17 protein-coding genes and 1 pseudogene are annotated in these 17875 nt (G+C 65.9%); 13 read left to right on the top strand and 5 right to left on the bottom strand.

Translation table 11 applies throughout. The annotated features are described in order from the left end of the window. Window positions 1-36: 36 nt before the first annotated feature. The 3 genes from pbN1_RS19155 to epsL form a co-directional block, all read right to left on the bottom strand. On the bottom strand, window positions 37-930 hold the full coding sequence (locus pbN1_RS19155) for an EpsD family peptidyl-prolyl cis-trans isomerase (RefSeq protein WP_169200958.1): 894 nt from the start codon (window positions 928-930) through the stop codon (window positions 37-39). Window positions 931-941: 11 nt separating this feature from the next. Then, on the bottom strand, window positions 942-1373 hold the full coding sequence (locus tag pbN1_RS19150) for a hypothetical protein (RefSeq protein WP_169200957.1): 432 nt from the start codon (window positions 1371-1373) through the stop codon (window positions 942-944). A gap of 197 nt (window positions 1374-1570) precedes the next feature. Beyond that, on the bottom strand, window positions 1571-2833 hold the full coding sequence (epsL, locus tag pbN1_RS19145; protein ID WP_169200956.1) for an XrtB/PEP-CTERM-associated polysaccharide biosynthesis outer membrane protein EpsL: 1263 nt from the start codon (window positions 2831-2833) through the stop codon (window positions 1571-1573). 174 nt (window positions 2834-3007) lie between these two features. Here epsL and pbN1_RS19140 point away from each other — a divergent pair, with 174 nt between their 5' ends. Further along, window positions 3008-4351, top strand: a complete 1344-nt coding sequence (locus pbN1_RS19140; protein WP_169200955.1) for an undecaprenyl-phosphate glucose phosphotransferase — start codon at window positions 3008-3010, stop codon at window positions 4349-4351. 193 nt (window positions 4352-4544) lie between these two features. On the opposite strand, the gene pbN1_RS19135 is transcribed toward pbN1_RS19140, so the two are convergent. Next, entirely contained in the window at window positions 4545-5444 is a 900-nt protein-coding gene (locus pbN1_RS19135) for a LysR substrate-binding domain-containing protein (RefSeq protein WP_169200954.1), read from the bottom strand. A 242-nt stretch (window positions 5445-5686) separates the two neighbouring features. Between pbN1_RS19135 and pbN1_RS19130 the strand changes: the two genes are divergently transcribed. From pbN1_RS19130 to pbN1_RS19100, 7 genes are read left to right on the top strand one after another with little or no spacing between them, the layout of a single operon-like run. After that, window positions 5687-6784, top strand: coding sequence for a 4-oxalomesaconate tautomerase (locus tag pbN1_RS19130; RefSeq protein ID WP_169200953.1), 1098 nt, complete (start codon window positions 5687-5689; stop codon window positions 6782-6784). Then, window positions 6781-7806 (top strand): amidohydrolase family protein, encoded by a 1026-nt coding sequence (locus pbN1_RS19125; RefSeq protein ID WP_169200952.1) that lies wholly within the window; start codon window positions 6781-6783, stop codon window positions 7804-7806. The genes pbN1_RS19130 and pbN1_RS19125 overlap by 4 nt, the downstream gene beginning before the upstream one ends. 15 nt (window positions 7807-7821) lie before the next feature. Next, a complete protein-coding gene (gene ligK / locus pbN1_RS19120) occupies window positions 7822-8511 on the top strand; it encodes a 4-carboxy-4-hydroxy-2-oxoadipate aldolase/oxaloacetate decarboxylase (RefSeq protein WP_210147587.1) in 690 nt (229 codons plus the stop codon). 8 nt (window positions 8512-8519) lie between these two features. Next, window positions 8520-9455: an NAD(P)-dependent oxidoreductase gene (locus pbN1_RS19115; protein ID WP_169200951.1), complete on the top strand. Its 936-nt coding sequence runs from the start codon at window positions 8520-8522 to the stop codon at window positions 9453-9455. Between the two features lie 31 nt (window positions 9456-9486). Next, window positions 9487-10401: an amidohydrolase family protein gene (locus tag pbN1_RS19110; RefSeq protein ID WP_169200950.1), complete on the top strand. Its 915-nt coding sequence runs from the start codon at window positions 9487-9489 to the stop codon at window positions 10399-10401. A 23-nt stretch (window positions 10402-10424) separates the two neighbouring features. Further along, window positions 10425-10868: a protocatechuate 4,5-dioxygenase subunit alpha gene (ligA, locus tag pbN1_RS19105; protein WP_169200949.1), complete on the top strand. Its 444-nt coding sequence runs from the start codon at window positions 10425-10427 to the stop codon at window positions 10866-10868. A 2-nt stretch (window positions 10869-10870) separates the two neighbouring features. Then, window positions 10871-11605 carry a class III extradiol dioxygenase subunit beta gene (locus pbN1_RS19100; RefSeq protein ID WP_169200948.1) on the top strand — a complete coding sequence of 245 codons (735 nt, stop codon included), beginning with the start codon at window positions 10871-10873 and terminating at the stop codon, window positions 11603-11605. Here pbN1_RS19100 and pbN1_RS20895 read toward each other — a convergent pair. Continuing rightward, window positions 11606-12903, bottom strand: a pseudogene (locus pbN1_RS20895) (ISAzo13 family transposase). It abuts the gene before it with no gap. 65 nt (window positions 12904-12968) lie between these two features. Between pbN1_RS20895 and pbN1_RS20890 the strand changes: the two are divergent. The 5 genes from pbN1_RS20890 (at window position 12969) to pobA (ending at window position 17867) form a co-directional block, all read left to right on the top strand. Beyond that, a complete protein-coding gene (locus tag pbN1_RS20890; RefSeq protein WP_244857034.1) occupies window positions 12969-13154 on the top strand; it encodes a class III extradiol ring-cleavage dioxygenase family protein in 186 nt (61 codons plus the stop codon). A 77-nt stretch (window positions 13155-13231) separates the two neighbouring features. After that, window positions 13232-14533 carry an IS1182 family transposase gene (locus pbN1_RS19085; protein ID WP_169204311.1) on the top strand — a complete coding sequence of 434 codons (1302 nt, stop codon included), beginning with the start codon at window positions 13232-13234 and terminating at the stop codon, window positions 14531-14533. Window positions 14534-14677: 144 nt separating this feature from the next. Then, on the top strand, window positions 14678-15643 hold the full coding sequence (locus pbN1_RS19080) for a Gfo/Idh/MocA family oxidoreductase (protein ID WP_169203347.1): 966 nt from the start codon (window positions 14678-14680) through the stop codon (window positions 15641-15643). 2 nt (window positions 15644-15645) lie between these two features. Next, window positions 15646-16656 (top strand): aldo/keto reductase, encoded by a 1011-nt coding sequence (locus pbN1_RS19075; protein WP_169203348.1) that lies wholly within the window; start codon window positions 15646-15648, stop codon window positions 16654-16656. A gap of 23 nt (window positions 16657-16679) precedes the next feature. Continuing rightward, window positions 16680-17867: a 4-hydroxybenzoate 3-monooxygenase gene (pobA, locus tag pbN1_RS19070; RefSeq protein ID WP_169203349.1), complete on the top strand. Its 1188-nt coding sequence runs from the start codon at window positions 16680-16682 to the stop codon at window positions 17865-17867. Window positions 17868-17875: the final 8 nt, after the last annotated feature.

Raw genomic sequence — 17875 nt, 5'->3', positions numbered from 1 at the left:
CCTTCGCCTGTTGTCGAACCTTCGCTGCGCCGGCGCTCACGGGAACGAAAGCGCCGGCGCCAGCACTGCCGCCGTTCCCGGGGAAAGCCCTGGAATGCCGCCGGCGTCCTTGCGGCCGGTGCCGTCCAGTATCGAGATCGCCGCCATCCGGCTCAGGCGGCGAACCTCGGCGTCGACTGCCGCGATCCGTTTCTCGGTCCACAGGCGGTGCTCGATCAGCGGCCGTGCGGCGTTCTCGTCGAGCGCGGAGGCGCTCGCGCGGACAATCTCGATCACGCGCAGGCCGGTGGGGGCGGACAGCAGTGCGACCTCGCCTTCCTTCAGCGTCGCCAGTTGCGCCGCCACCTCCGGTGGAAACTCCTCCGCCCCGCGTTCGGCTTCGGTGATGACGAAAGGCAACTCCTCGCGGCGCAGCCAGTCCGCAAACTCTTCGAGCGAGTGCACCGCGCGGAGGTGCCGGCGCAGTTCCGTTTCCCTCGATGCCGGCGCGGAGATTTCGAACTCCCGCAGTGCAAATATCTGCCGCTGCCCGAACATCGCCGGATTGGCTTGGTAAAACGCCTCGATCTCGGCGTCCTGCGGGGGCGGAATGCGATTGACGAGGTCGGTGATGTAGCGCCGCGCAAGGATCTCGCGCCGCGCCGCGCTCACCGCGAATTCGTCCACCCGGGCACTCCCGGGAGTGCTGCGCAGGAACTGCTGCGCCAGCAGTTCCTCGATGACGAGTTTCTCCAGCTGGCGCCGACGAATCTCGTGGTCGTGTTGCGCCACCCCGATGTGCTGCAGTGTGAGATCGAGCTCCGCGGCCGAAATCACCGTCCCGTTGACGCGCGCCGCGACATCTTCGGGAGGCGCCGGGTAACACGCCGCGAGCACGATCGCCAGGACTGCGGCGACCGCCGGGCCCGCGGGACTCCGCTTTGGCGGCATGTCCTTGCGCCTCAATGCCTGCCCAGCCGACGCCGCGCCACGAGTGCACCGACTGCCAGCGCGGCAATCGCTTCTGCAATCCAGCCATCGGCGCGCCGCGAGCGGTATGCGCGGCTGGCAGGGCGCGAGTCGTCGAGGATTCCCGGAATGTCGACGACCTCCGGTTCGTCGAGGCGCCAGACGTCGCCCGCAGCGCGCAGCGCCGCGGCGGGCTTCGCCTGTTCCCGCTCCAGTAATGCGAAGGAGACATCGGCGTCCCCGGAGCTGCCGGAAAGCGGCGCCAGGGCCGACGATGATGCGGGAACCCACCCGGCTCCCCCGGTCACGAGAGCCAATTCCTCGTCAGGAACAAGTTCAATCGTCCGGACTGCCTGGGCCGGATACGAAATCCAGATGAAGATCGCCCCAACCAGGATACGGAACACTCTGCACAGGATCGCCATATGGGCACCTCACGCAGATAAGAGTAGTGATCCGCCGCCGCTTCCCAAGCTCCTGAAAGTGATAAAACGTAAATGCTTTTTACTTGGATTTAGCCGAAGACCGGCTCAGAAATATTCCGAAACTTTTTTATTGCGCGGCGGGCTGGCCTGCTCTCCGAAGACGCGTCGCGAGCCCCAAAGACGCGCAAACGGGCAGGTCAGAAGTCGAGCCTTACGTCGATCCCGTGGATTTTCGCCGTGTAGTCGAACCGCTCCCCGGCCGCCGAGCGTTTCGCGCGCTGCACCGATGCCGTGATCGTCAGTTTGCGCAAGGGCGCGTAGCCGACGCTCAGGCCGTAAACCCGCGTTCGGTCGTCGTCGAGTGCCGACAGCTCGACGTCGCCGCGGCCCCTGCGATATTGCTCGCCGCGCGCGCCGACGGTGATTTTGTCGGTGGCCTTCCACGTCCCCTCGACGGCGACTCCGCGGGTGACGACGTAGTTGTCGATGACTTCGTATTCGGAGCCGATCTCCCGTCGCGCAATGACCTGGAACGACAACTTGCCGGTCGGCTCCCAGCCGAACGCGATGCGCGCGGTCGGCCCGTTGAAGTCGAGGCTGCTCACGTGTTCGTATTCCCGCCGGGTGTAGCCGACGTAGCCGGAAAAACTGCTGATTCCCGACAATACCCAGCTTCCCCGCAGCCGCACGTCGCGCTGTTCGTAGCCCGAATCGACCCGTGCGGAAGGGGTGCGATTCGGATAGTCGCCGTCGGCCTGGCGGGCCACCAGTGACAGCCGGTTGCCGGACTTCGGGCGGTATCCGATCCCCGCTTCGACTGCGGTCTCGTCGTATTCCGAAGCGTCCGAACGCTCATCCGAATAGCGGCTGCGCGTGTGTTCCGCACCAACGAGAAAGGACCAGTCGGGATGCCACCAGTAGTCCGCGTCGGCCCCGATCCTGCGCAGCGTGTTGATGCTGCGGATGCGCCGGTCGGTATCGGCGAAGCTTCGCGGCGCCTGGCGCTGCAGCAGTGTCGCCGTCCCCGTCCAATGCCGTCCCGCCGCCCAGTCCCAGCGCAGCGTGCCGCTGGCGGTCGTGCGGTCGAGCTGATTGTGTCGATCGTAGTTGCGGTGGGTCACCTCCACTCCCGCAATGACGTGCTGCAGGCTGTAGGTGTGTTCGAATCCCAGCGCGGCTGTCGTGCGGCTGATGCGATCGCTCCTCGATCCTCCTTCCGGGGGCCGGACGTCGTCGGGCAGCCGGAACAGATTGTCTTCCCGAGAGACGGAGTGCCCGAGCCCCACCGTGAAACCTTCCTCCGCCTCCACGTCGTCCGCCGCGGCTGCGGCAGCGCAACCGTGGAGCGCCCAGGTCGCGGCGAGCACGTGCAAGACATGGCGTGCGGCCCGGCGGCGCGAGCCGTGAACCCGGCAGGAAGTCCGCGCCCGGGCACGATAAAGAATTGTTACATCCGTCATGACTCGCAAGCTCCCCTGGCTGGTGGGTGATGCTATGAATAATCCACTCGGAGGCGCGTCCGCCTCGGCCTGTGTCAGGAGCAAGCCGTGCCGAACTCGTCGATCTTCACTCATCCTCCCGAATCGGCTCCCGTCGCGGAGACGAATGCCGCGTTTTTCTACGGGAGTTTTTCGATGGCAAGCATAATCGAATCGGTCGTCGACCCGTTCATCGCGGTCGGTCTGCTATTTGCTTCGGCATATTTCTACGAGGTCGTTCCCGACAGCCACTATGTGATTCTCGCGCTCCTGACGTTTTCACTGACGTTTCCCGGAGACAGCCACCTGCGTGACGGAAGGCGGGTGATGGTGCGCAGGACGGCGCTCAACTGGCTGCTGATCGCAGGCGCGCTGGTGCTGTTCGGGTATGTCACCGGCTATATCCATTATTTTGCGGTGCCGGTGCTGGCGGTGTGGCTCGCCGGCACGCCGCTTGCCCTCATCGCGGCGCACGCGGTGTCGCGCGTTGCGCTGCCGCGGCTCATGTCGAGGGCCGGGACGCAACGCCGCGCAGTGATCGTCGGCTCGAACGACATCGCGATGCAACTCGCGCGCGGCATCGAGGAAAACCCTTTTCTCGGTGTGCATCTGCTCGGATTCTTCGACGACCGAACCCCCGCACGCACGTCCGGGACGACCACGGGCGTACGCCTCGGGCATCTTCGCGAGCTTGCCGCCTACGCGAAGGAGCATGCCGTCGGCCATATCTACATCGCGCTGCCGATGGTGAGCCAGCCGCGTATCCTGCGGATCCTCGACGACCTGAAGGACACCACCGCGTCGATCTTCTTCGTACCCGACATGTTCGTGACCGACCTGATCCAGGGCCGCGTCGATCATTTTGCCGGCACACCGGTCGTCGCGGTCTGCGAGACGCCCTTCACCGGCGTCAACCGGCTCGTCAAGCGGCTGTCCGACATCGTCCTCGCGACCGCGATCCTGATCCTCATCGCCCCGCTGATGGTGCTGATCGCGATCGGCGTGAAGCTCGGCTCGCCAGGGCCGGTCATCTTCAAGCAGAACCGCTACGGGCTCGACGGGCGCAAGATCCTGGTCTACAAATTCCGCACGATGACGGTCTGCGAGGATGGCCCGGAGATCGTCCAGGCCGTCAGGGAAGACACGCGCGTGACGCGTTTCGGCGTCTGGCTGCGGCGCACCTCGATGGACGAACTGCCGCAGTTCATCAACGTGCTGCAGGGCCGCATGAGCATCGTCGGGCCGCGTCCGCACGCGGTGGCGCACAATGAGACCTACCGGCAAGTCATCAAAGGCTACATGATCCGCCACAAGGTCAAACCCGGCATCACCGGCTGGGCGCAAGTAAACGGCTGCAGGGGCGAAACCGACACCGTGGGAAAAATGGCGCGGCGGATCGAATACGACCTCGACTACCTGCGTCACTGGTCGCTGTCACTGGACCTGAAGATCATCCTGATGACGATCCGGCTCGTGATTCGTGACGCGCACGCGTATTAACGCGTAGTAATGCACCAGATCGTGGAAACGGACATCGGCCTCGATTGCGTTGGATGTATACAACTATCGGGGACGCGTTGGCCACGCCGTGAAATGTCTTCTGCCCGATTGCGCCTGTCCGGGAGACGACGACCGCTGCGCCGGGGCAACCCGGTGGCGGCTGCGACCGGCATGGTGCCGGCCGGCGGTCGGGTCACACAGGCAGCAGGAGCTCGGCTGCGGTGTGGCGGATCAGCTCGATCATCGCCTGCTGCGTGAGCGTGGCGGGTCGCCGCGAACTCACCGCGAGCGAGAGCTTGCTGTGCAGCTGCGGCTCCACGATCGGGCGTACGACGAACGCACCGGGTTTCCCCAGGGACGTGACGGCATTCATCGAGAGCACCGCACTGCCCGCGCCATCGGCGACCAGGTCAAGAATCGCCGCGATGCTGTCGATCTCGAGCGCGATCTGCGGGCGGCAGCCCAGACTGGCGAGTTCGGCTTCGAGAAGCACGCGAATCGCGTTGTGCCGGCTGGGAATCACCAGCGGCAGATCGGCGACCTCGCGCAGCGGGATCGGGGCGGACGAGTCCGCGCCGCGCCGGGACTGCACCAGGAACAGGTCTTCCTCCAGCAGCGGCGTGGTGTCGACATCGAGCGACGGGGCGGCGTTGTACAGCAGGGCGATGTCGAGCCGCCCGTTGATCAGCGCTTCCTGCATGTTGGCCGACAGCCCCTCGCTGATCGAGAGCGAGGCCTCGGGCAGGCGGGCCCGGAAGATGCGCGTTAGGGGAACGGTGAGGACCTTCGACAGACTCGGCGGTAGCCCCAGGGCCACGCGCCCGGCAAGCGCGCCGCGCACGCGCGTCAGCTCCTCGCGCGCACGTTCGACCTGATGGAGGATGCCGCGGCCGTGCTCGAGGAGCAGCTTGCCCGCGTCCGTGGTGGTGACGCCGCGCCCGTTGCGGATCAGCAGGTTCTGGCGCAACTCGACTTCCAGCAGGCGCACCTGTCGGCTCAATGCGGGCTGGGCGATGTTCAACTCGATCGAGGCGCGCGTGAAGCTCCCGAGTTCAGCCACCCGCACGAAATATTCAAGCTGTTTGAGATCCATGGCGGGAGCGCAGTCGATCGTAAAATGTTGAGAATATAGCAGCTGATATCGCGAAATTGAATAGCTGATGGCGCGATCAACGCCTGTTTCCCCTGCCGGCCGCAGTGCGCAACACGCCGTCCGATTGGTCGCGGACGCTCAAGCGATTCCGGAATAGCTTGGCTTTATATATCGCAAAATGCGATAACAGCTAGAGCGCTAGAGGTCTGTCGAGTTCTGGTTGGCGGGACCAGAATGGACTCATGCAAACCGCCATCCCAACTCTCTTCATGCGCGGCGGCACGTCGCGCGGGCCGTTCTTCGACGCGGCCGACCTGCCCGCCGACACCACGCTGCGCGACCGCGTGCTGCTCGCCGCGATGGGTTCGCCCGACCGGCGCCAGATCGACGGTCTGGGCGGCGCCCATCCGCTCACCAGCAAGGTTGGCATCGTGCGCAAGAGCGGCGTGCCGGGCGTCGATCTCGACTTCCTGTTCGCGCAACTGCAGCCGGACAAGGACACGGTCGATACCACGCCGAACTGCGGCAACATGCTCGCCGCAGTGGTGCCCTTCGCGCTCGAGACCGGTATGGTGCAGCCGCAGGGCGGCACCACCACGCTGCGCGTGCTCACGCTGAACACCGACATGCAGTGCGACATCACCGTGCAGACGCCGGGCGGGCAGGTGAGCTACGAGGGCGATGCGCGCATCGACGGCGTGCCGGGCACCTCGGCGCCGATCAAGATCAACTTTCTCGATACCGCCGGCTCGGTGTGCTCGGGACTGCTCCCCACCGGCCATGTCCGCGACGTCATCGACGGCATCGAAGTCACCTGCATCGACAACGGCATGCCGCTGGTGATCTTCCGCGCCGCCGATGCCGGCCGCAGCGGCTACGAGAGCGTGGCCGAGCTCAACGCCGACCGCGAGCTGAAGGCCCGCCTCGAGCGGCTGCGCATCGCGTGTGGCCATGCGATGGGTCTGGGCGATGTGACGGCCAGGAACTATCCGAAGATGACGCTGATCGCGCCGCCGCGCAACGGCGGCAGCCTCGCCACGCGCAGCTTCATCCCGCATGTGTGCCACGACGCGATCGGCGTGCTCGCAGCGGTCACTGTCGCTACCGCCTGCGTGCTCGATGGGGCGGTGACACAGGGCATCGCGGTGGTGCCGGAAGGCAACCCCAAGACGGTGTCGGTCGAGCATCCGACCGGCGAGTTCTCCGTGGAGCTCGAAATCGATCCCGCCGATCCGCAAAACGTCACGCGCGCGGCGCTGCTGCGTACTGCGCGTCTCATCATGCGCGGCGAAGTGATGATTCCCGCCACCGTGTGGAACAAGGAAGGAGACAAACAATGATCATCGACTGCCACGGCCACTACACCACCGCGCCCAAGGCGCTCGAAGCGTGGCGCAACCGCCAGATCGCCGGCCTCGAGGACCCGTCGGTCGCCCCCCGCGCGTCGGAGTTGAAGATCAGCGACGACGAACTGCGCGAGACGATCGAGCAGAACCAGCTGCGCCTGATGAAGGAGCGCGGCTCCGACCTGACGATCTTCTCGCCGCGCGCGAGCTTCATGGCCCACCACATCGGCGACTTCAACGCGAGCTCGACCTGGGCGGCGATCTGCAACGAACTGTGCTACCGCGTCGCGCAACTGTTCCCGGACAACTTCATCGGCGCGGCGATGTTGCCGCAGTCGCCCGGCGTCGATCCCAAGACCTGCGTTCCGGAGCTTGAACGCTGCGTGAAGGAATACGGCTTTGTCGGCATCAACCTGAACCCGGACCCGTCCGGCGGCCACTGGAAGGAGCCGCCGCTGTCGGACCGCCACTGGTATCCGATCTACGAAAAGATGGTCGAGCACGACATCCCGGCGATGGTGCATGTGAGCACGAGCTGCAACGCCTGCTTCCACACCACCGGCGCGCACTACCTGAACGCGGACACCACGGCCTTCATGCAGTGCCTGACCTCGGACCTGTTCAAGGATTTCCCGACGCTGAAGTTCGTGATCCCCCACGGCGGCGGCGCGGTGCCCTATCACTGGGGCCGTTTCCGCGGCCTCGCGCAGGAGCTGAAGAAGCCGCTGCTGAAGGACCACCTGCTCAACAACATCTTCTTCGACACCTGCGTCTATCACCAGCCGGGCATCGACCTGCTGACGAAGGTGATCCCGGTCGACAACGTGCTGTTCGCCTCCGAGATGATCGGCGCGGTGCGCGGCATCGACCCGGAGACAGGGCACTACTACGACGACACCAGGCGTTACATCGAGACCGCCAACATCAGCGCCGAAGACCGTTTCAAGATCTTTGAGGCCAACGCCCGCCGCGTCTATCCGCGGCTCGATGCCGCATTGAAGGCCAAGGGCCTGTAACCGGAGACCATCCTTATGTCCCTGAATAATCTCGGCATCGTCAGGCGCAACATCGAGCGCACCGACCGCGCCACCGTCGAACGCCTGTCGAAGTTCGGCGTCGCCACGATCCACGAAGCGATGGGCCGCGCCGGCCTGATGAGGCCCTACCTGCGGCCGATCTACACCGGCGCCTACGTGTGCGGCACCGCGGTGACGATCCTCGCCCAGCCCGGCGACAACTGGATGCTGCACGTCGCGGCCGAGCAGCTGCAGGACGGCGACGTCGCAGTCGTCGCCTGCACTGCCGACAGCACCGACGGCATGTTCGGCGACCTGCTCGCGACGTCCTACCGCGCCCGCGGCGCCCGCGGCCTGATCACCGACGCCGGCGTGCGCGACGTGAAGGACCTCACCGCGATGCAGTTCCCGGTGTTCTCGCGCGCGATCAGCGCCAAAGGCTGTGTGCGCGCGACGCTGGGCTCGGTCAACGTGCCGGTCGTCTGTGCCGGGGCGCTGGTGACGCCGGGTGACGTCATCATCGCCGACGACGACGGCGTGGTCGTCGTGCCACGCGCGGTCGCCGCCCAGGTGGCCGCCGCCGCCGAAGCGCGCGAAGCCAACGAAGCCGCCAAGCGCGCGCGTTTTGCCGCCGGCGAACTCGGGCTCGACATGTACTCCCTGCGCGAGCCGCTCGCCAAGGCCGGCCTGAAGTACGTCGACTGACGTCCGCCATGAGCGCGCCCACCAATCCTCTGCACTGGTGCGTCGGCCTCGTCGGTTACGGCGAGGTCGGGCGCATCCTCGCCGAAGATCTGCGCGCGCAGGGCGTGCGGATCGTCGCCTGCGACCTCAAGCTCGGCGGCCCGCTCGAAGCGCCGCTGCGCGAGCACGCCGCGCGGCACGGCGTGACGCTGGCCGCGTCCCACACCGAACTGGCCGCGCAGGCGGACCTCATCGTGTCCGCGGTGACCGCCAGCCAGACCGTGGCGGTGGCCGAAGCGTGCGCGTCGGCGCTGCGGCCGGGCAGCTTCTTCCTTGACTTCAACTCCGCTTCGCCCGGTGCCAAGATCCGCGCCGCCGGGTTGATCGACGGGGCAGGGGGGCGCTACGTCGAAGGCGCGGTGATGACTTCGGTGCCGCCCTACCGCATCCGCGTGCCGCTGCGGCTCGGCGGCGGGAACGCCGCCCTGCTGCTGCCGGCGCTCGATGCGCTTGGATTTTCCGCGAAGCTCGCGTCGGAGCGGCTCGGCGTCGCCTCGGCGACGAAGATGTGCCGCAGCGTGATGATCAAGGGGCTCGAAGCAATGGTCATCGAGAGCTTCACCGCCGCGCGCGCCTACGGCGTCGAGGATGCGGTCGTCGCCTCGCTGTACGAGACCTTTCCCGACATCGACTGGGAACAGCAGGCGAGCTACTTCTTCCAGCGGGTCATCGAGCACGGCCGGCGCCGCGCCGAGGAAATGCGGGAAGTGGCGCAGACGGTGCGGGAGGCCGGCCTCGAGCCGTGGTGCGCCGCCGGCACCGCCGAGCGCCAGGCGTGGATGGCCGATCAGGCCGACGCGGGCGTGTTCGGCGACCGGGCCGACCAGAGCTTTGCCCGCAGCCCCGACTGGCGGACGGAAGCCGACCGCATCCTCGCGTCGGCAAGACCGGACGGCAAGGTCTGAAGCCGCCGGCCGGCTGAATCAAAGGACAATCATGGAATTCCAGAAAACCCCCGGCTGGCTCGATTGGTACGCGCGCCCCTCCAGGCCCCGCTTCCAGTTGCCGGCGGGCGCGGTCGATGCGCATTGCCATGTCTTCGGCCCGGGCGCCGAGTTCCCCTATGCGCCAGAGCGCAAGTACACGCCCTGCGATGCGGGCAAGGCGCAGTTGTACGCGCTACGCGACCATCTCGGCTTCGCACGCAACGTGGTCGTGCAGGCGACCTGCCACGGCGCCGACAACCGCGCGATGGTCGATGCGCTGGTCAACTCGGATGGCCGCGCGCGCGGCGTCGCGACGGTGCGTCGCACGATCACCGACCGGGAACTGCAGGATCTGCATGCCGCCGGCGTGCGCGGGGTACGCTTCAATTTCGTCAAGCGGCTGGTGGATTTCACGCCGAAGGACGAGCTGCTGGAGATCGCCAACCGCATCGCGCCGCTGGGCTGGCATGTCGTGATCTATTTCGAGGCGGTGGATCTGCCCGAGCTGTGGGATTTCTTCATTGCGCTGCCGACGGCGGTGGTCGTCGATCACATGGGCCGTCCGGACGTGACGAAGCCCGTCGATGGGCCGGAGTTCGAGCTGTTCGTGAAGTTCATGCGCGACAACCCGAACGTGTGGTCCAAGGTGAGCTGCCCGGAGCGGCTGTCGGTGACCGGGCCGCAGGCGCTGGACGGCGAGCGGGCCGCTTACCGCGACGTGGTGCCGTTCGCGAAGCGTATCGTCGAGGCGTTCCCCGACCGCGTGCTGTGGGGCACCGACTGGCCGCATCCGAACCTGAAGGACCATATGCCGGACGACGGCCTGCTGGTGGACTTTATCCCGCATGTCGCGCCGACCGCCGAATTGCAGCGGAAGCTGCTGGTGGACAACCCGATGCGCCTGTACTGGCCCGAAGAGGTCTGATTTTTTAGAGGAGGAGAACCGGAATGGCACTCGAAAAGCCCTATAGGGACATTCCCGGCACGATCATTTTCGATGCCGATCAGTCGCGCAAGGGTTACTGGCTCAACCAGTTCTGCATGTCGCTGATGAAGGCCGAGAACCGCGAGCGCTTCAAGGCCGACGAGCGCGCCTACCTGGACGAGTGGCCGATGACCGAGGAGCAAAAGCAGGCCGTCCTCGCGCGCGACCTCAACTGGTGCATGCGCACCGGCGGCAACATCTACTTCCTCGCCAAGATCGGTGCCACCGACGGCAAGAGCTTCCAGCAGATGGCGGGCAGCATGACCGGCATGACCGAAGAGGAATACCGCGACATGATGATCAGGGGCGGCCGCTCGATCGAAGGCAACCGCTACATCGGCGAAGACGGCGACGCCCAGGAACATCGCCAGCCGCAGGGCGCCGCCGGCAAGAACAAGGGAGCCTGACGATGGCAAGAATCACCGCATCCGTTTACACCTCGCACGTTCCGGCGATCGGCGCCGCGATCGACATGAAGAAGACCGGCGAAGCCTACTGGCAGCCGCTCTTCGCCGGCTACGAGCCGTCGAAGCAGTGGATGAAGGAGAACACGCCCGACGTGATCTTCCTCGTCTACAACGACCACGCGACCGCGTTCAGCCTGGACTTCATCCCGACCTTCGCGATCGGCTGCGCCGCTGAATTCATGCCCGCCGATGAAGGCTGGGGCCCTCGTCCGGTGCCGAAGGTCATCGGCCATCCGGAACTCGCCGCGCATATCGCGCAGAGCGTGATCCAGGACGACTTCGACCTCACGATCGTCAACAAGATGGACGTCGATCATGGCCTCACCGTGCCGCTGTCGCTGCTGTGCGGGGAACCGCAGCAAGGCGAAGCCGAGCGTGGGGGCGCTCCCTCCTGGCCCTGCCCGGTGATCCCGTTCGCGGTCAACGTCGTGCAGTACCCGGTGCCGTCTGGCCGCCGCTGCTTCCAGCTCGGCCAGGCGATCCGCCGCGCGGTCGAGTCCTATGACCAGGACCTGAAGGTGCAGATCTGGGGCACCGGCGGCATGAGCCACCAGCTGCAGGGCGCGCGCGCCGGCCTGATCAACCGCGAGTGGGACAACGCCTTCCTCGACCGCCTGATCGCCGATCCGGCCGAGCTGTCGCAGGTGCCGCACATCGACTATGGGGACGCCGGATAATTACCTCCCTATTTTCGCCCAGCGCCGTGCCTTCGGATTGCGGGGCCGCAGCGTGTAGTTCCACTGCGGGCAGACGGAATGTCGGGTCAGCCGAAGCCGCTTCATTTCGTCGTCGGTAACGCGCTCGCCCAGTTCGTTGCCGCCGCGCTTGAGCACTCCGGTGACCGTGAGCCCGGTTCGCGTGCTCGTCGCTGCGATGTAGCTCGTCAGCATCTCGAAGCTGCGCAGCGGCTTGCCCGCCCAGTTCAGGCTGATCTGACTGAACAGCCGATGCTCGATCGGGTTCCACTTCGAACAGCCCGTCGGGTAATGACAAACCGTAACATCCAGTCCACAGCCATCGCAGAGCTGTTCCTGGAGCTGGGCTTTCCAGACCCGCGAGCGGCAGCTGTTCGAACCGCCCGCATCAGCCAGAATCAGGAGCCGCTTCGCCTGCGGGTAATGGCGATAGCCTTCGTATCCCCACCAGTCACGAATGGTTTCCACGGCAAAGCGCGGCGTGTCGAAGCAGTCGCCGACGCCCACATACCCGTGATTGTCATTGAGGCTGTAGATGCCGTATGGAATGGCCCGGCCGACGGCATCTTGCGGAAAGTCATGCACCAGCACGGCTTCTGGCTCTCGACACCAAGTCTGCCCGGCATTCCTGAAGTTGCCAATCAACTCTTTTTTTTCGTGTCGACGCTGATCACCGGCTCACCCTTCGCGAGGAACTCTTCCTTTCGTTCATCGATGTAGTTGAACTGGGCATCGCGTTCCGGTGGCGACGATTTTGCCTCCTTGCGCCGGGCATTGACGCGCGGCGAATAGCCGAGCTTTCTGACCAGGCGCCCAACCGTATCGGCGCTGGCTCGATGCCCGCCTTGCGCGAGGCGACGGCTCAGCTGGCGCAACGAGCTACGCTTGTATTTGCCGCGCCCCTGCGGATTGCCAGCCGTCTCCGGGGCGAGCAAGCGCTCGAGCGTACTCTCCAGCTCGGGATCGCGGACTTCGGCGGCGGGGCGACCCCCGCCGGCGTGCCGGATTCGGCCAACGGGACACTCGGCCAGCTCGGCTGCAAGCTCCCGCCGACCGCGGCGGATCGTCTTCTCGCTGACGCCGGTGATGCGAGCGATCAACTGCTCGCCCCCATGACCGAGGCGTTTCGATTCCAGCGCGCAATACCAGCGCCGTTGCTGCTCGTCCAGGCGACTCACGAACAGATTGGCTTGATGATGCAGCGCGCGCGTCACCGCGTGCTCTTCCGCTTCCGACTGGCAGGCCGGGCAACTACAAACATGAACGACAAAGTGAGACATGGCGCACCTCCAACCGCTTGGAAGGTGTGACCGCAATCCCCGCTCTGCGATCCCTCAACGGGAAATTGTTATCCGACGTCCCCTATGTGCGCGAGGCCGGTTCCGAAGGCGTCGAACTCGTGATGTGGCTGATCGCGCGCGGCGCGATGAGCGATGTCGCCGGCGGCCCCGCGCCGACCGTGAAGCATCGTTTCTACCACGTGCCCGCCTCGAATACCGCGGTCGGACACCTGATCCTGGAGAACAACTGAGAGGCTGTGAAAAATCCCCGGCCAGTTATATGTCTTTGGTATAATCAGGTCTTGCTACGAGGTCTGGATTTGCGCCGATGACGAAGACGCGAGCACGGGTGCTGCGGCCCAACCGGGGGCAGATGGAGTTTCGGGCGAGTGACCTGGAGTCACTGCTGCCGGAGGGGCATCGGGCGCGCCTGGTGTGGGCGTACGTCGAGCGGCAAGACCTGTCACGGTTCTACGCCGGGATTCGTGCGGTCGATGGCGGGGTGGGCCGCTCGGCAATCGCGCCGGAGATTTTGCTGGCGCTGTGGTTGTACGCCACGCTCGACGGGGTGGGCAGCGCGCGGGCGGTGTCACGGCTGCTCGAATCGCATGACGCCTACCGCTGGTTGTGCGGCGGTGTTCAGGTCAATCACCACACCCTTTCGGACTTTCGCAAGGATCAGGGCGAAGGGCTGGACGAGTTGCTGAGTGTGAGCATCGCCAGCCTGATGGCGGCCGGGGTGGTCAAGCTCAAACAGGTGGCGCAGGACGGGATGCGGGTGCGGGCGAGCGCCGGGGCGGGCTCGTTTCGCCGCAAGGAGAAGCTCGAAGGCTACCTGGAGGCGGCGCGCGCGGCCGTGGCGCGGCTCAAAGCCGAGGCGGAGGCGGACCCGGCGCAGGCCGAACGGGCGCGGGAAGCGGCCCGGCTACGGGCGGCGAAAGAGCGTGAAGCGCGTCTTGAGAAGGCGCTGGCGCGGCTGCCCGAGATCGAAGCGATCAAGCAGCGGCAAGGCAAAAACCCCGACCAGGCGCGCGCGTCGATGACCGATGCCGAAGCGACGGTGATGAAGATGGGCGACGGCGGCTTTCGGCCGGCGTACAACCCGCAACTGGCGAGCGACGCCGACTCGCTGGTGATCGTGGGGGTCGAGGTGGCCACCGTCGGCAGCGACCAAGGGCAGATGGTGCCGATGATCGAGCAGGTCACCGCGCGCTGCGGTCAGCTGCCCGAAGCTTGGTTGGTCGATGGCGGCTACGTCGGGCACGAGCAGATCGAGCAGGCGAGCCAAAGCACCGTCGTTTATGGGCCGGTGCCGCAACCCAAGGACAAGGCGGTCGATCCGCACCAGGCGAAGGCCAGCGACAGCGAAGCGGTGGCGGCCTGGCGGCAGCGGATGGGCACGGACGAGGCCAAGGTCATTTACAAGCGGCGAGCGGCGACGGCCGAATGCGTCAATGCGCACAGCCGCAACCGCGGCCTGCAGCAGTTCCGGGTGCGGGGTCTGGCGAAGGTCAAGTGTGTGATGCTGATCTTTGCTTTGGCGCACAACCTGATGCGCATGGTCAGCCTCGCACCGGAATTGCTCGGGCTAGGGACAGGTGCGTCCGCAGTTCCCGGAATCGGGGTTTAAGGGGCGAAAAATGGGGAAAAACGCCAAATGAACGGTCGATAGCGCTACAAATGATGCAAAAAACCTCTCGCGCCAAGCAAAACGGCGTCAACCTCGCTCGCGCGTCTAATCGGTCCTGCGAACGAAAGATTCACAAACTCTGACATGACCAACACGATCAAGGTCGCGCTGGCCGGCGCCGGCGCATTCGGCATCAAGCACCTGGACGGCATCACGAACATCGACGGCGTCGAGGTCGTCTCGCTGGTGAGCCGCGATCTGGACAAGACCCGGGAAGTCGCCGACAAGTACGGCATCGGCCACATCGCCACCGACCTGGCCGACAGCCTCGCGCTGCCGGAAGTCGATGCGGTGATCCTGTGCACGCCGACCGAGATGCACGCAGACCAGTCGATCCAGTGCCTGAAGGCCGGCAAGCACGTGCAGGTCGAGATTCCGCTCGCCGACACCCTGAAGGGCGCGGATGAAGTCGCCCGCATGCAGAAGGAAACGGGGCTGGTTGCGATGGTCGGCCACACCCGTCGCTTCAACCCCAGCCACCAGTGGGTGCACAAGAAGATCCGGGCGGGCGAATTCAACATCCAGCAGATGGATGTGCAGACCTACTTCTTCCGTCGCACGAACATGAACGCGCTCGGCCAGCCGCGCAGCTGGACGGATCACCTGCTGTGGCACCACGCCGCGCACACGGTCGACCTGTTCGCGTACCAGAGCGGTGGCGAGATCGTGCAGGCCAACGCGATCCAGGGGCCGATCCATCCGGAGTTGGGCATCGCGATGGACATGTCGATTCAGCTGAAGAGCTCGACCGGCGCGATCTGCACGCTGTCGCTGTCGTTCAACAACGACGGTCCGCTCGGCACCTTCTTCCGCTATATCGGCGACACCGGCACCTACATCGCCCGCTACGACGACCTGATGAACGGCAAGGAAGAGAAGATCGACGTCAGCCGCGTCGACGTGTCGATGAACGGCATCGAGCTGCAGGACCGCGAGTTCTTCGCCGCGATCCGCGAAGGCCGCGAGCCCAACGCCAGCGTCGCGCAGGTGCTGCCGTGCTACCGCGTGCTGCACCAGCTCGAGCAGCAGCTCGAGGCCGCGGGCGTCTGACGATGAGCGGATCGCAGCTTCCGCAGCGCGCCCTCGGGCCCTTCGCCGTGTCGGCGATCGGCCTGGGCTGCATGAACCTGAGCCACGCCTATGGCGTGCCGCCATCGCCCGAGGCGGCGGAGGCGCTGCTGTTGAAGGCGCTCGATCTTGGCGTCACGCATTTCGACACCGCCGCGCTGTACGGCTTCGGTGCGAACGAGACGCTGGTGGGCAAGGTGCTCGGGCGCCACCGCTCGCGCTTCACGCTGGCGAGCAAGTGCGGCATGACCGGCGTGGACGGCAAGCGGGCCATCGACGGGCGTCCGGCGACACTGAAGCGTACCTGCGAAGAGGCGCTCGGGCGGCTGCAGACGGAGGTGATCGACCTCTACTATCTGCATCGTCTGGACAGGCAGGTGCCGGTCGAGGACAGCATCGGCGCGCTCGCCGATCTCGTGCGCGAGGGCAAGATCCGCGCGATCGGTCTGTCGGAAGTGTCCGCGGACACCTTGCGCCGCGCCCATGCGGTACATCCGGTCGCCGCGGTGCAGACGGAATACTCGCTATGGACGCGCAACGCCGAGATCGCGGTGCTCGATGCATGCCGGGAACTGGGCGTCGTCTTCGTCGCCTTCGCCCCGCTCGCGCGGGGTTTTCTCGCCGGGGCGCTGCATGACCCGGCCGACGTCGACGCCCTCGACGCCAGGGACCTGCGTCGCGCGATGCCGCGCTTTCAGGGGGCGAACTTCGCCGCCAACCTGCGCCTGCTGGAGGAATACGCCGCGATCGCCGAGGAACTCGGCTGCACGCCGGCCCAGCTCGCGCTCGCCTGGCTGCTGGCAAAGGGCGAGCACATCCTGCCGATCCCCGGCACCACCCGCATCGACCACCTGGAAGAGAACCTCGGCGCCGCCGGCGTTGCACTCGGCGCGGATAGCGTGGCGCGGCTGGATGCGCTGATCAATCAGCGCACCGTGGCCGGCGTGCGTTACAACGCGGCGGCGCAGGCCGACATCGATACCGAGGAGTTCTGATGAAAACAGTGGAAAGAGACACCATGCAAACCCAGATCGGCATCATCGGCGGCGGCCCCTCGGGGCTGTGCCTCGCGCGCCTGCTCAGCCTCGCGGGCATCAAGAGCATCATCCTCGAGCGGCAGACCCGCGAATATGTCGAAGCGCGCATCCGCGCCGGCATCCTCGAACAGGGCATGGTCGATCTGATGCGCCGCGCCAAGGTGAGCGAGCGCATGGATCGCGAGGGCCTGGTGCACGACGGCATCGTGCTCGCCTTCAACGGCCGCGAGGAACGCATCGACATGGCTGCGCTGACCGGCGGCAAGCGGGTGATGGTGTACGGCCAGACCGAGCTGACGCGCGACCTCTACGACGCGGTGCTGAAGGACGAGAACGTCACCGTGGTGTTCGAGGCCCGCGACGTGCATCCGGTCGGCTACCTCGACGGCAAGCCGAAACTGGAATTCGTCAAGGATGGCAGGCAGCAGATCGTCACCTGCGACTACATCGCCGGCTGCGACGGCTATCACGGCGCCTCGCGCGCCGCGGTGCCGCGCGAGATGATCACCGAATACGAGCGGATCTACCCCTTTGGCTGGCTGGGCCTGCTGTCGGATACGCCGCCGGTGCATGAGGAGCTCATCTACGCCAACCACCGGCGCGGCTTCGCGCTGTGCTCGATGCGCTCGCACACGCGAAGCCGCTACTACCTCCAGGTCGGTCTCGACGAAAAGGTCGAGGACTGGTCGGACGAGCGCTTCTGGGACGAGATCCGCCGGCGGCTCCCCGAGCACATCGCGCAGAAGATGGTGACCGGCCCGTCGATCGAGAAGAGCATCGCCCCGCTGCGCAGCTTCGTCACCGAGCCGATGCGCTTCGGCAACATGTTCCTTGTCGGCGACGCGGCCCACATCGTGCCGCCGACCGGCGCCAAGGGCCTGAATCTCGCCGCCTCGGACATGTACTACCTGGCGACCGCGCTGATCGCCTTCTATGACGAGGGCCGCAGCGACCTGCTCGACCGCTACTCGGAAACCGCGCTGCGCCGGGTCTGGGCTGCGGTGCGCTTCTCGTGGTGGTTCACGTCGATCTCGCACAAGTTCAACGACGACCCGATCGAGCACAAGATCCAGCTTGCCGAACTCGAGTACCTGATGAGTTCGACCGCGGGCAAGACCACCATCGCGGAGAACTACGTCGGGCTGCCGTTCGATCCGACATTCAAGTAACAATCCCC

Source organism: Aromatoleum bremense (assembly GCF_017894365.1).
Lineage (GTDB): Bacteria > Pseudomonadota > Gammaproteobacteria > Burkholderiales > Rhodocyclaceae > Aromatoleum > Aromatoleum bremense.
Note: the sequence above shows the minus strand (reverse complement) of the source record. Positions and strands in the feature narration are given on the sequence as shown.

What these genes read in the sequence shown, in the direction of transcription:
- pbN1_RS19080 (WP_169203347.1), top strand. Translation starts at nt 14,678, where the DNA reads ATGACCAACACGATCAAGGTCGCGCTGGCCGGCGCCGGCGCATTCGGC.
- pobA (WP_169203349.1), top strand. Translation starts at nt 16,680, where the DNA reads ATGCAAACCCAGATCGGCATCATCGGCGGCGGCCCCTCGGGGCTGTGC.
- pbN1_RS19110 (WP_169200950.1), top strand. Translation starts at nt 9,487, where the DNA reads ATGGAATTCCAGAAAACCCCCGGCTGGCTCGATTGGTACGCGCGCCCC.
- ligA (WP_169200949.1), top strand. Translation starts at nt 10,425, where the DNA reads ATGGCACTCGAAAAGCCCTATAGGGACATTCCCGGCACGATCATTTTC.
- pbN1_RS19085 (WP_169204311.1), top strand. Translation starts at nt 13,232, where the DNA reads ATGACGAAGACGCGAGCACGGGTGCTGCGGCCCAACCGGGGGCAGATG.
- pbN1_RS19155 (WP_169200958.1), bottom strand. Translation starts at nt 930, where the DNA reads ATGCCGCCAAAGCGGAGTCCCGCGGGCCCGGCGGTCGCCGCAGTCCTG.
- pbN1_RS19125 (WP_169200952.1), top strand. Translation starts at nt 6,781, where the DNA reads ATGATCATCGACTGCCACGGCCACTACACCACCGCGCCCAAGGCGCTC.
- epsL (WP_169200956.1), bottom strand. Translation starts at nt 2,833, where the DNA reads ATGACGGATGTAACAATTCTTTATCGTGCCCGGGCGCGGACTTCCTGC.
- pbN1_RS19135 (WP_169200954.1), bottom strand. Translation starts at nt 5,444, where the DNA reads ATGGATCTCAAACAGCTTGAATATTTCGTGCGGGTGGCTGAACTCGGG.
- pbN1_RS19100 (WP_169200948.1), top strand. Translation starts at nt 10,871, where the DNA reads ATGGCAAGAATCACCGCATCCGTTTACACCTCGCACGTTCCGGCGATC.
- pbN1_RS19150 (WP_169200957.1), bottom strand. Translation starts at nt 1,373, where the DNA reads ATGGCGATCCTGTGCAGAGTGTTCCGTATCCTGGTTGGGGCGATCTTC.
- pbN1_RS19140 (WP_169200955.1), top strand. Translation starts at nt 3,008, where the DNA reads ATGGCAAGCATAATCGAATCGGTCGTCGACCCGTTCATCGCGGTCGGT.
- pbN1_RS19075 (WP_169203348.1), top strand. Translation starts at nt 15,646, where the DNA reads ATGAGCGGATCGCAGCTTCCGCAGCGCGCCCTCGGGCCCTTCGCCGTG.
- pbN1_RS19115 (WP_169200951.1), top strand. Translation starts at nt 8,520, where the DNA reads ATGAGCGCGCCCACCAATCCTCTGCACTGGTGCGTCGGCCTCGTCGGT.
- ligK (WP_210147587.1), top strand. Translation starts at nt 7,822, where the DNA reads ATGTCCCTGAATAATCTCGGCATCGTCAGGCGCAACATCGAGCGCACC.
- pbN1_RS19130 (WP_169200953.1), top strand. Translation starts at nt 5,687, where the DNA reads ATGCAAACCGCCATCCCAACTCTCTTCATGCGCGGCGGCACGTCGCGC.